General features: G+C 46.9%; 10 protein-coding genes. 9 read left to right on the forward strand and 1 reads right to left on the reverse strand.

The window, feature by feature from the left end; genetic code table 11:
* The first annotated feature begins 123 nt into the window (after positions 1–123).
* The 3 genes from ACFVVF_RS22610 (at position 124) to ACFVVF_RS22620 (ending at position 3123) form a co-directional block, all read left to right on the forward strand.
* On the forward strand, positions 124–1224 hold the full coding sequence (locus ACFVVF_RS22610; protein ID WP_387814509.1) for a DUF3048 domain-containing protein: 1101 nt from the start codon (positions 124–126) through the stop codon (positions 1222–1224).
* Positions 1225–1485: 261 nt separating this feature from the next.
* Positions 1486–2097: a DUF47 domain-containing protein gene (locus tag ACFVVF_RS22615; protein WP_387814511.1), complete on the forward strand. Its 612-nt coding sequence runs from the start codon at positions 1486–1488 to the stop codon at positions 2095–2097.
* 30 nt (positions 2098–2127) lie between these two features.
* A complete protein-coding gene (locus tag ACFVVF_RS22620; protein ID WP_387814512.1) occupies positions 2128–3123 on the forward strand; it encodes an inorganic phosphate transporter in 996 nt (331 codons plus the stop codon).
* A gap of 1198 nt (positions 3124–4321) precedes the next feature.
* On the opposite strand, the gene ACFVVF_RS22625 is transcribed toward ACFVVF_RS22620, so the two are convergent.
* The gene (locus ACFVVF_RS22625) at positions 4322–4870 is read right to left on the reverse strand and encodes a hypothetical protein (RefSeq protein ID WP_387814514.1); all 549 of its coding nucleotides are present in this window, start codon (positions 4868–4870) and stop codon (positions 4322–4324) included.
* A 225-nt stretch (positions 4871–5095) separates the two neighbouring features.
* On the opposite strand from ACFVVF_RS22625, the gene ACFVVF_RS22630 reads away from it, so the two are divergent.
* From ACFVVF_RS22630 to ACFVVF_RS22655, 6 genes are all read left to right on the forward strand, one after another.
* Positions 5096–5386: a YerC/YecD family TrpR-related protein gene (locus ACFVVF_RS22630; protein WP_042167158.1), complete on the forward strand. Its 291-nt coding sequence runs from the start codon at positions 5096–5098 to the stop codon at positions 5384–5386.
* Positions 5387–5389: 3 nt separating this feature from the next.
* The gene (locus ACFVVF_RS22635; RefSeq protein WP_387814516.1) at positions 5390–6193 is read left to right on the forward strand and encodes a sirohydrochlorin chelatase; all 804 of its coding nucleotides are present in this window, start codon (positions 5390–5392) and stop codon (positions 6191–6193) included.
* A 15-nt stretch (positions 6194–6208) separates the two neighbouring features.
* A complete protein-coding gene (locus tag ACFVVF_RS22640) occupies positions 6209–7123 on the forward strand; it encodes a diacylglycerol kinase (protein WP_387814518.1) in 915 nt (304 codons plus the stop codon).
* A 129-nt stretch (positions 7124–7252) separates the two neighbouring features.
* Positions 7253–8815 (forward strand): 23S rRNA (uracil(1939)-C(5))-methyltransferase RlmD, encoded by a 1563-nt coding sequence (gene rlmD, locus ACFVVF_RS22645; RefSeq protein WP_387814520.1) that lies wholly within the window; start codon positions 7253–7255, stop codon positions 8813–8815.
* Between the two features lie 1017 nt (positions 8816–9832).
* Positions 9833–10855, forward strand: coding sequence for a hypothetical protein (locus ACFVVF_RS22650; protein ID WP_387814522.1), 1023 nt, complete (start codon positions 9833–9835; stop codon positions 10853–10855).
* Between the two features lie 100 nt (positions 10856–10955).
* Complete coding sequence (locus tag ACFVVF_RS22655) at positions 10956–11906, forward strand: hypothetical protein (protein ID WP_387814524.1); 951 nt, start codon at positions 10956–10958, stop codon at positions 11904–11906.
* The last annotated feature ends 117 nt before the right edge of the window (positions 11907–12023 follow it).

A 12023-nucleotide genomic window follows, 5' to 3' on the forward strand; every position in this document is an offset into this window, starting at 1 on the left:
TGCCAGCGGGCGCTGCCGTTTTTTTGCGCAATGGAGCAGACAATTTTTTCTAAATGTGATTAAATGATAAATAGAAATAAAGCGCTACCGCGTGACAATGACGAATGTAAGGCGGGAGAATAAATGAATAATCGAATGCAAGTATTACGCAAATTGACAGCAATAGTGTTAGCGGCTGCAATGATGGTTTTGCTGCTCGCGGCATGCGGCCAAGGCGGCAAAGCTGCAGACCCTGATGTGGAAGTCATTGTAGATCCGACAGATGCTCCTGCACCGGAAATGACACCTGGACATCCTTTTACGGCACCATTAACCGGTCTGGGAAGAGATATGGAAGCAGGCTCTCGTCCAATTGCGGTCATGATCAACAATTTGAAGCCTGCCCGCCCGCAATCCGGGTTAACGAATGCCGATATCGTATGGGAAGTGCTTGCGGAAGGCGGCATTACGCGATTGATCGCGATTTTCCAGAGCACGGACAAGCTTACAGATTCCATTGGTCCGATTCGCAGTATACGTCCTTACTTGATCGATATTGGGGAAAGCTATGGTGCCGTTCTTGCTCATGCAGGGGGCAGCAATGACGCATATGCGATTTTGCAGCAGCAGAAGAAGCCTTATCTGGATGAAATCTCGAATGCGGGAAGCTATTTCTGGCGCAGCAAGGAGCGGAAAGCGCCGCATAATCTCTATTCGGATCTGGAGAAGCTTCGGAACGGGGCAGATAAGCGGGGCTATGCAAGCGAACGTTCCGTTCCGGTCTATTCGTTCATACCGGGCAGTCAGGACGGAGCGGTTCCGGTGTCAGCTGCAGCAGGAGCCGGCGCGGATGCGACAACTATTGAAATCGGCTTTACTTTGAAAAATTATAAAGTGTCGTACGCCTATGATGCAGCGAGCGGCCTATACCAGCGCTCCATTAATGGCGAGCCTCATGTCGATATGAACAATAACGAGCAATTGAAAGCCGCGAATCTGGTGGTGCTTGGCGCAAAGCATAAAACGCTTGATGATGTCGGACGGCTGGAAGTGGATCTTCATGCAGGCGGTTCGGCCATGCTGTTCCAGCAAGGCAAGGCGATCACATGCGAATGGGTGCGCAGCAGCGACAATATGATTCGTATTATGAAGGACGGAGCTGAGCTGCCGTTTGTGCCGGGCGTAACGTATTTCCATGTTGTGCCGAATACGCCAACCTTCGAGGATCATATCGTTTTTGGGTAAAATGGCGCCTTAACGGAAACACTCTTAACAGGCAAAGAGTGCTTCCAACTTGACGATTCGGTTATACGAATGTTGATAGGGAATTGTTGTAAACACGCTCCTTGCGGGGCGTGTTTTTTAATTATTTGTAATGAAATACGAAAAAAATAAAAGTTTTCATAAATCCTTTACATTCCCTTAACAAAACTAAAGTAAACTATGTTAAGATTATCTGGGCTTATTTTATGAGCCTCAACATCCAGTCAGGTAAAGGGGATTACGATGTTTAAGAAAAAAGACATTTTCTTTAAAACGTTTGAAGAAATGGCAGACACCTTAGTAGAAGCAGTACAGTACTTTTCAAACGGGGTTTCTGACCTGTCGGATGTGACAGCTTTCGCAAAGGCGATGAAAGAATACGAAAGCAAATGCGACGTATACGTCCACACCATTCTCAAAGAACTGAACAAGACGTTCATTACCCCGATTGAGCGGGAAGATATAATGGCGCTTACGACGTCTCTCGACGATGTTCTCGACGGCATTGAAGCTTGCGCTTCGCGCTTCGAAATGTACTACGTTCATGAAAAGGACGAGTACATCACGTTGTTTGGCGATATTTTGCTGCGCTCTGCTAATCAAATCAAGAAGGCCATTTACTTGCTGACGGAGAAAAAACTGCTTGCGATCCGCGAACCGAATATCGCGATCAACGAGCTGGAGAACCAAGCGGACGATCTGCTGCGCGTTGCAATTAAGAGCCTGTTCGCTAATGTGAAGGATCCGATTGAACTGATTAAACGCAAAGAAATCTACGAAATGCTGGAGCTAACGACCGATTATTGCGAAGACGTAGCCAATACGTTGGAATCGATCATTATGCGCAACAGCTAACCAGATAGTAGAGAGTAGGAGTCAATTCAAATGGATTTAATGGTTCTATCAGTAGTCGTTATTCTTGCGCTCGGCTTTGACTTCATCAATGGTTTTCACGACACAGCCAATGCGATTGCTACTTCGGTATCGACGCGGGCGTTAAAGCCGCGTGTTGCCATTATGATGGCAGCTGTCATGAACTTTGTAGGCGCTTTGACCTTTACCGGTGTAGCGAAAACTATTGGCAGCGGTGTCGCCAATCCGGCTGATCTCCCCAATGGCGTTGAGATTGTCATTGCCGCACTTGTGTCCGCCATCGTATGGAATCTCATCACCTGGTGGTTCGGTATTCCTTCTTCCTCTTCCCATGCCTTGATCGGCTCGCTTGCAGGCGCGGTCATTGCAGGAGCAGGCACGGGTTCGATCAACAGCAGCGGTATGCTCGATATCGTCAAAGCGCTGCTCATTTCTCCGCTGATCGCGTTTGCTGCGGGCTTTATCATCATGTGGATTCTGAAACGGATTTTTGCCCGTTCCAGCCCGCATCAAGTGAACAAAGGCTTCCGCTTCGGACAGATCATTACCGCTGCATTCCAATCGTTCTCGCACGGAACGAATGATGCGCAAAAGGCAATGGGTATCATTACCTTCGCCTTGGTAGCGGCAGGTATTCAAGATACGATGGACGTTCCGCTTTGGGTTAAGCTGTCCGCTGCGCTTGCAATGGCGCTCGGCACTTCGGTCGGCGGCTGGAAAATCATTAAAACGATGGGCACGAAGATTTTCAAAATCGAGCCAATCAATGGCTTTGCCGCCGATATCGGCTCGGCAGCCGTTATTTTGACTGCGACACTGATTCATTTGCCAGTAAGTACGACGCATGTTATTACGTCCTCGATTCTGGGCGTAGGCAGTGCGAAGCGCTTCTCCAGCGTTCGCTGGTCGGTCGCTGGCCGTATCTTCGTCGCGTGGATTATTACGATTCCGATTACTGTCTTTATGGCTTATGCTGTTTATTGGGTTATCGATAATGTGTTTTACTAAAAGGATTGGAGGCTGCCGGGAGTTCTTGGCAGTCTTTTTTATGTGGTGCGGGTTCTCTCTGTGTAGCGTTGTGTGCTGTCGAGTTCTGGGTTCGCTGCGCGTTTTGGTTCATGCCGCCGTTCTTGATTCCATTTTCCCATCGCTTGCACGATGTTTAATGGATAGAACCTTCGAAAAGTCGCCCTGAACTCAAAACGCTCCGCTTACCCTAAGCGCACACAACAGAAGACCGCACAAGACGTACCGAACAGAAACCAACCATACAAAGCTATCCCTTACAAGCAGGACATAGAGGATACTGCGGAGATCCGCTGACCCAGCTGATACAGCAGACATATCGTACAGACTAGACACACCAACACCCAGTAAACCCAGCAAGCACACCCAACACAATGAACGCAACAGGGCATACAGAAAATATCAGCACATCGATACCCACTGGGACAGGACACATAGCACATGTTTAGCTGGTTGACTACAACGAACCGTCTTCGCTAATTAACGAAGAGAGGTTCGTAGATTTTACTCAAAAACGTACAGAACGGGGTTGTGCTAGAGCATTAGCGAAGAGAATTTCGTTATTGGAGAAGGAAGGTTCTCGAAAAGCGAAATTTAGTTCGCTGCAGCCAATGCTGTCGTTAGTTTGGAGTCACATAGCGAACTTGGATTCGCTCTTTTGCGAATCAGGTTCGTTGTAGGTCTTGCCCATCATGCGTGCGGATCTATTTACTTTAAGTATGCGGGCTGAAACGTATCCATTTAACCTGCAACGAATCGTCTTCGCTAAATAGCGAAGACAGGTTCGTAGTATTCGAGCAAAACATACGGTTTTGCTCGAAGCAGCAGCATTAGCGAAAAGAAGTTCGCTGTTGGAGAAGGAAGGTTCACGAAAAGCGAAGTTTAGTTCGTTGCAGCCAATGCCGTCGCTAGTTTGGAGTTACACAGCGAACTTGGATTCGCTCTTTTGCGAATCAGGTTCGCTATAGGATGTGCACGCGCGGATTTCTCTACTGTTAGAAAAAGCTAATTGTCCAGGCAGACCAGGCAGACAACCAGACAGATCAGACAGACAACCAGGCAGATCAGGCAGATCAGGCAGACAACTAGGCAGCCAGACAGATCGGACAACCAGGCAGACTGAAATTTGAAAAGACGCAAGCCAACTGGCTTGCGTCCTTCATTGCGGAGCAGGAGATGGTTACAGCTTCTTCTTCACTGACTTCCGTTTGCGCTGTCCCTTTGAGGCACCTGTACGTTTACGTCTGCGCTTGCGCTTCTTTGGAATAAATTCATCGGACTCGTCGGAATCATCGCTCGATTTCTTGAAGGAGCCCATCAGCACTTTGACCATCGGCGCCATTTGCGACACGGTGGAGACGACCTTCTGCACTTTGGTGACGGTGTTCAGAATGCCGTCGATTCCGCCGAGGCGGTCGACGAAGCCTTTGATGTCACCCAGTTTGTCGAGGGAGAACAGTCCCCCTTTTGCCGGTGCCGCTTGGGTCGTCTCGACCAGCTCGGCGGCTGTGGCCGGTACGACCACGGGAGCCAGAGATTCCTGTATGGGAACAGCCGGTACGGGCGGGTCAATCTCCTGGTTCACGCCGAATGTCTGAGACAGGCTGGAGACGCCCTGGCTCTTCTGGGTCAGCGCCTGGCGGTGATGGCCGCCGTGAGGCGAGTGCGGCGGATAGTAGTGCTGCGGATAACCGCCGCCGTTGTTGTTGCGGTAGTTCACGCGGATCACAACCCTTTTCTCATTGTATGTTCTGCTTAATAGCAGTCTATGGGATAGGCGAACATACGGATTGGACGATTGTCACGGGTCACCAATAAAAAATCGGGATAGCAGCCCTGTCTCCCTAATAAAGGACTCTTCCGTCCTGTAAAGCGTCGAAACGGTAATGCTTGAAAAAATGCCCTAAAAAAGTTACAATGTGAGCAATAACTTATAGGAAAGTAGTGGATTTGCATGCAGCTTAAAAAGCTTAACGATAAAGCGATCGATCAGTTATTTGAAGCAGTTTTGACTCTTAAATCGGTGGAGGAATGCTACGTCTTTTTTGACGATCTGTGCACGATCAACGAGATCCAGTCGCTCTCTCAGCGGCTTGAGGTTGCGCGCATGCTCGGCAAAGGCAGCACCTACAACCAGATTGAGGCAGAGACAGGCGCCAGCACAGCAACAATCTCACGGGTGAAGCGTTGTTTGAATTACGGCAACGACGGGTATAAAATGGCTTTAGAGCGTTTGGGACGATAAGCAATGAAGCCCGGCATACTCGTTATCAGCCATGGTTCGCGGGAAGCAGAGTGGGTAAGGCTTGTAGATGAAGCGGTGGCTGCTGCCGCCGTGTCATTGCCATCCCTTCAGGGCGTGCCGGTCTATTCGTCTTTCCTCGAAATTGTGGAGGGGCGGCTCATCCAAGACGGTATTGATGCATTGGAAGCACAAGGTGTAACGGAGCTGTTCGTGCTCCCGTTGTTCGTCTCGTCCGGCAGTACGCATGTCGATGAAATCGGGCAAGCCTTTGGACTTCCGCCAATCTCAGACCTGGAGGGTGACCTAGGAACCTTCCGGGTGGAACGTACCACCAGCATTCATATGGGCCAGCCGATTGACGAGGATGAAGAAATTATAGAGCTGCTGCTGTCGAACATAAGGCCATTATCGACGGCTGCTGATCGGGAGACGCTGCTGTTAATTGGTCATGGCAGTAAGGAGCCGGTATTTCACGAGCGATGGCAGCATGGGCTGAATCGTCTAGCGGAACGGATGCGAGAGCTTGGCGGTTTTGCGCATGCGGCGACGGCGATGCTGCTGCCGGATCAGGCTGCGGCTCGAATGCGTGAGCTTCAACAGAACAGGCCGGATGAAGCGGTGATTGTTGTGCCGCTATTTTTGAGCAAAGGATATTTTACGAATACGGTCATTCCGAAGCGGCTGTCTGGGCTGGACTATCGCTATAACGGCGAGGCGATGCTGCCGCATCCTGCTGTTGCGCGCTGGCTGGAGAGACGGATCTCTACTTGGCTTGAGCAGCTTGAGGCGACGGAACGGTATTCGTAGTGGGGGCTTTATCGTATGGTACATAAAAGAGCAAGATTAATTTATAACCCGACATCGGGACGGGAAGAGATGAAGCGCCGGCTGCCGGATATTTTGCAAAAGCTTGATCAGGCCGGTATCGAAGCAAGCTGTCATGCGACGACGGGCGAGGGCGATGCGACACTTGCGGCTGCCGAGGCAGCAGAGCGTGGTTATGACATGATCATTGCGGCCGGCGGTGACGGAACGCTGTATGAGGTCATCAATGGCTTGGCGGAAAAGCCTAATCTGCCGCCCCTCGGCATTTTGCCTCTGGGCACGACGAATGATTTTGCCCGGGCGATGGGGATTCCACGGCATTGGGAATATGCCTGCGACCTGATTATTCAGCAGTATACGCGGCCGATTGATGTAGGGAAGGCGAATAATCGCTATTTCATTAATATCGCCGGTGGCGGATCGCTGACGGAGCTGACTTACGACGTTCCAAGCAAGCTGAAGACGATGATCGGGCAGTTGGCCTATTATATGAAGGGGCTGGAGAAAATGACCCGCCTCCGTCCAACACAGCTCAGCTTTGAAGCGGCGGGTGTTGGCGGATTTGACGGGGAATTCATGCTGTTCCTTATCTGCAACAGCAACTCTGTTGGCGGCTTCGAGAAGCTGGCCCCGGAATCCAAGGTGGACGACGGGCTGTTTGATGTCATTTTGCTGAAAAAATGCAATTTGGCGGAGTTTATCCGCCTTGCGACGATGGCGCTGCGCGGCGAACATTTGAACGACTCGCATTTTATTCATTTTCGGACGAGTGAGCTGAAGGTGACGACACCGGATTATGTACAGATTAATCTGGACGGGGAATATGGCGGCCGGTTGCCGTTTACGTTCTCGGTACTGCCGTCGCATTTGCAGATTTTTACCGATGAGACGGGTATCTCGACGTATCGTTAATAGATAGTGATGAATAAACCTTTGTAGGCAAGCTGCGCCGGGTGGCGATTGGCTGCTTATGGAGGTTTATTTCTTTTTGGAGATGGATTACACTAGAGGGATAAAGCATGAGGAACGGAGATTGTTGGGATGAGCAGAAGAGGCAATAACGGCAGAGGACAAGCAGGCGGCGGAGCTCGAAGGCAGACAGGGAGCAGAGGAGCTGGCGTCCGGAACGGAGCGGGGAGCAAGGGCGGAACGAATGTAAAGGAAAAGGCTCGTGAAGATGCACCGTTTCAGAAAAATGAAGAGGTAACGGTCGATATTATCGGCTTGACCCATGACGGAGAAGGTGTCGGACGCGCCGACGGTTTTACCTTGTTCATTCAAGGCGCTTTGCCTGGCGAGAGAGTACGGGCGAAGGTTATGAAAGTGAAGAAGCAGTACGGCTATGCCCGGCTGGAGGAGCTGCTATCGGAGAGCAGCGACCGTGTGGAGCCGCCTTGCGATATTTTCGACAAATGCGGGGGCTGCCAGCTGCAGCACTTCGATTACCCGGCTCAACTGGAGTGGAAAAGGCAGCATGTCATCGATTCATTGGAGCGGATCGGCAAGCTGAGGGTTGCGGGCGGAAAGGCTTTTGCCAATGGGGATGGCGAAGATGACGCTATGGGCGAGGGAATTATTGTGCATCCTACGGTTGGCATGGCAGAGCCATGGCGCTACCGGAATAAAGCACAGGTGCCTGTTGGTGCTAGCGGTGGAGCGGGCAGCGAACTGATCGCTGGCTTTTATGCGCGGGGCAGCCACCGAATTATCGATATGGACGATTGTCTCATTCAGCATGACCGCAATGACGAGGTTGTGCGTGTTGTGAAGACGATCGGACGGGAGCTTGGCATATCGGCTTATGATGAAGAAAGCGGCAAAGGGCTGCTTCGCCATGTGATGGCGCGGACAGGTTTTATCACGGGTGAAATTATGGTTGTGCTTGTCACGAACGGTACAAAGCTTCCGCAGGCGGAGGAGTGGATCAAGCAAATCCGCGAGGCGCTCCCGGCTGTGAAGAGTATCGTGCAGAACGTGAACAAGCGGGACACGAACGTCGTATTCGGCGACGAGACGCGCGTACTATGGGGCAGTGAGGTCATCTATGATGAGCTCGACGGCATCCGTTTCGCAATCTCCGCACGATCATTCTACCAGGTGAACCCGGCGCAAACGGTGGAGCTGTACCGCAAAGCGGTGGAGTACGCGGGACTGACCGGCACGGAGTCGGTTATCGATGCTTATTGCGGGATCGGCACGATCTCGTTGTTCCTCGCGCGGCAAGCGGGCCATGTGTACGGCGTCGAAATTGTACCGGAGGCAATCGAGGATGCGAAGCGCAACGCGGAGCTGAACGGTATCGCAAACGCTGCGTTCGAAGCAGGTCCAGCGGAGGTTGTCATTCCTCGCTGGCGCAAGGAAGGCATCGTCGCCGATGTTATCGTCGTTGACCCGCCGCGCAAGGGCTGTGATCCTGCGCTGCTTGATACGATCCTGGCGATGAAGCCGGAGCGTGTCGTCTATGTGAGCTGCAACCCGTCGACGCTGGCTCGCGATCTGCGTGTGCTGGAGGACGGCGGTTACCGGACGGCGGAAGTGACGCCGGTCGATATGTTTCCATGGACGGTTCATGTGGAGAGCTGTGTGTTGCTTGTAAGGAAGTAGTAGTTAAGAGCCTCATTTTCCTGTATATTGAAGCCTGAATGTATTTAGTTTTCGGGCTTCTTTGCTTGTGTTTGAGGTGGACTGTTATTCTTAGTTATCACAATTCGGGGGACCGGATATATTCTGGTTGCCAGAAGTTCGTTGCAAAGGGGTTCACCCATGTCGTCCCACCGCTCGATTTTGCCGTAAAAGCTAAAGCGAGCCTTGATGACATCAAGGTATCAGGAAAATTACTGAGTTCCTTCGCAGATGCGAGCAACGTCTCCGAGTGGGCGGAGAGCAGTATTGTCGACTGCTTGGAGTTACAAACATTACCGGGAGAAGCAACGCGCAACTTGCGCTAAAAGCATATATTTCCAGAGCTGAGGTCGCGACCCTTGTTCAGAAGCTGCTGCAAAAGTCTGGACTAATTTAAAGCTAACTTGCTTCTCTCCACCATACTTAACCTTCAGAACGGCAGAGATGCCGTTTTTTTGTTCTGATAATCTTGTACGTAGTCCATACATGTGGAGTGCTGTGTGTTGTTAATTAGGGAGTAGTGTTTTGGAGCCACATTTACCTATGGGACGAAGCTCAGGCGTAGTTAGCGCTTGGGCTTTTTGTACACTTTATGTGTCATTACTTGTTCTACAATTAGTCAATAATTCCTCAGGGGAATTTTGCTCGGCTAGTGGAGATGAAGTTAGGTACGGGTTCTTCATCAGTACCTAACAAAATAGCAGAGATACTGTTTTTTTTAAGAAGTATTTATTTTCCTGTTGAAACTTGATCGTTGTAAGTGTTTGGGATTTATGAATAGAAGAAAAGCGAGGATAGTTCAGACCACTTAAGTTTAAGAAAGTGCTATGAAAAATACGGAGATATTGTAGAATAGTAGTATGTATAAATTGTTTTTTCAGTAAGATATAAAATGAATAGTATGGAAGTTTTAGGCCACTGGAATATCCCAGGGTACGATGAAAATAGTGTAGAAGGTATTTAACGTTTAAAGCATATCCAAAAAGAGGGGGGCTTTTTGTGAAGAAACTACTTGAGATTTTTTTCGATGAACAGTTTATATTTCCATATATGCATTTGGATGATGTTCGTGAACAGCATTCACACTACAAAAATACAAATATTTATATGGTTATGTTAGCAAGAAAGTATCAAATAGTAGATGCTCATTGCATCAATCAACAATTAGTTGTCAGCTATAAATGCTTGGAGATAAACGAGAGTTATAAAATATCGAATATTATACTATTGCCTTTTGAAGTTCCCAATGGGTCCATTGCGATTAATACTAGTGATTATGGAACTACAATTGAAATAGGGTTGACTAATTACGGGATCGAATTTATTAGGGAAAATCATGTTGATTTCTTTAATAGGTCTAACATATATGCCCAAAAGAAGCTATCTATATACGATCTAATAAGTATGTCCAATCAAAATTGGGAAACAAGCGAGGAGTACGAAATTTTGTATATTGGACAATCTCTTGATACTGGTGAAGGTAGAAATATCTTTGATAGATTGAGCAGTCATGAGAAGATTTTGAAGATATATAGAGACTATAATATGAAGTATAGAGATAAAGAACTGGTAATATTTTTGCTTCATGCGAAGTCTAAGTTACATACAGTTATGACCCCAGACTCCATGACCACCATGTATTTTGGGAACTCACACTGGCAAACTACTGATGAATTGGGAAAGAAAATAACAGATGCTACAGTGGTTAATGTGATTGAGGCCATGCTAATTTATCATTTTAAACCCCAATATAATATTAAATTAAAAAATTCTATACCTAATCTTGATTTAAAAACATACTCCGAATTAAAAAATGCAGGTGTTCATCAGATAGACGTAGGATTGAATCTTTATTTCGAACGATTAAAAACATGTGTACATTTACTTACTGATAAAATCAGCGTGTACTCCAAATTAAGAATTCTACATTGTTATCTTGAAAATTTATATGATAAAAAAGATGAGTCTGAGATTGAAGCGGAGGATATTGACGATAAATTATATCGGCTAATTAATTTGTAATTCAATGAAATCTGCTTATATTCAAGGATAATATGGACGTTAATTCAGTCACTTGGGAGCATGATTCCACACAGATGAGTTTTAGATAATCATCTTAAAAATGGTAGAAGTTAGTGGAATAGGCGGTGTAAAATTAATGAGGGTATTTGTTTGTGAAGAATTAATTAATGATCTCAGAGTCAACTTTGAGAAAATTAATGATATGTTCGGGCAAATGAATAAACAAAACTATGAAGCTTTTTTTGTTTATTCATTTGCCCTTTTTGAAAGCAGCATTTGTGAGGTTGTAAGGCGAATACTCGCCGCCTTCCCAGAGAAGTTATCAGACGAAAAGCAGCCTAAGCTTAAATATTCAGATATAATTAATAATATCTATTCATCAAATTACATCCTTTATAGCATCATCGAAGCTGAAATAAAATCTATTTCAAAAGGAGATGCAGTCGCGCTATTACAAAAAATGCAGAAGCTTATATCAATTGAACTGCCATTTAATAAAAATGTTATAGATGAGGTATCTAAGTATAGGAATAAACTTGCACATGATAACACTGTTTCAAAAAGGAAATATATCTTAGGTTCGGGGACAAGTAATAACGATAGTTTTTCGCTTGAGAAAGCGAAGAATCTTATAGACGTCCTACTGAATGTGTTATCTGAATTGGAGCAGTCTTTAAAAATGAAGTACCAAAAATATACGAAGTACAAACTTATAAAAGACTTGTGGGAAGAAATATTTAAGACTCCTTTATTAAAATTTGAAGATTGTATAGTAATAAGAAAAAGTACAATGGATAAAAAAAATGATGTTGTTGGTTTGAATTTTGAGCATCTTAAAAGATCGACACGGTCTATATCATCAGGTGAAAAGTTTTTTTTAGCGTTTCTACTAAATCAGTATTCTGGTAGCATAAATGATCAGTTTTTTAAATTTGGAGATATACCAGGTTTAGTTTCAGTGACTTCAAAGACTAATATAAACAAAATTCTTCATGTTTTTGATATTTATCCAAATTTATTTAATGGAGTGCACATAGATGGTGCTACTTGAAAACAAAAATTTACAGATGGTACATGTGCAGTAGTGTTGCGTATGGCTCGTGAGAACGCTTTGATTTAGAGCCACTTTAAACGTAAAGATGAAATAGTAATGTTTTGTCTGTAGGTG

The organism is Paenibacillus sp. NPDC058174 (assembly GCF_042883865.1).
Classification (GTDB): Bacteria; Bacillota; Bacilli; order Paenibacillales; family Paenibacillaceae; genus Pristimantibacillus.

Coding starts and splice junctions, on each gene's coding strand:
- ACFVVF_RS22610 (WP_387814509.1), top strand. CDS start 124: ATGAATAATCGAATGCAAGTATTACGCAAATTGACAGCAATAGTGTTA.
- ACFVVF_RS22615 (WP_387814511.1), top strand. CDS start 1,486: ATGTTTAAGAAAAAAGACATTTTCTTTAAAACGTTTGAAGAAATGGCA.
- ACFVVF_RS22620 (WP_387814512.1), top strand. CDS start 2,128: ATGGATTTAATGGTTCTATCAGTAGTCGTTATTCTTGCGCTCGGCTTT.
- ACFVVF_RS22630 (WP_042167158.1), top strand. CDS start 5,096: ATGCAGCTTAAAAAGCTTAACGATAAAGCGATCGATCAGTTATTTGAA.
- ACFVVF_RS22635 (WP_387814516.1), top strand. CDS start 5,390: ATGAAGCCCGGCATACTCGTTATCAGCCATGGTTCGCGGGAAGCAGAG.
- ACFVVF_RS22640 (WP_387814518.1), top strand. CDS start 6,209: ATGGTACATAAAAGAGCAAGATTAATTTATAACCCGACATCGGGACGG.
- rlmD (WP_387814520.1), top strand. CDS start 7,253: ATGAGCAGAAGAGGCAATAACGGCAGAGGACAAGCAGGCGGCGGAGCT.
- ACFVVF_RS22655 (WP_387814524.1), top strand. CDS start 10,956: ATGGTAGAAGTTAGTGGAATAGGCGGTGTAAAATTAATGAGGGTATTT.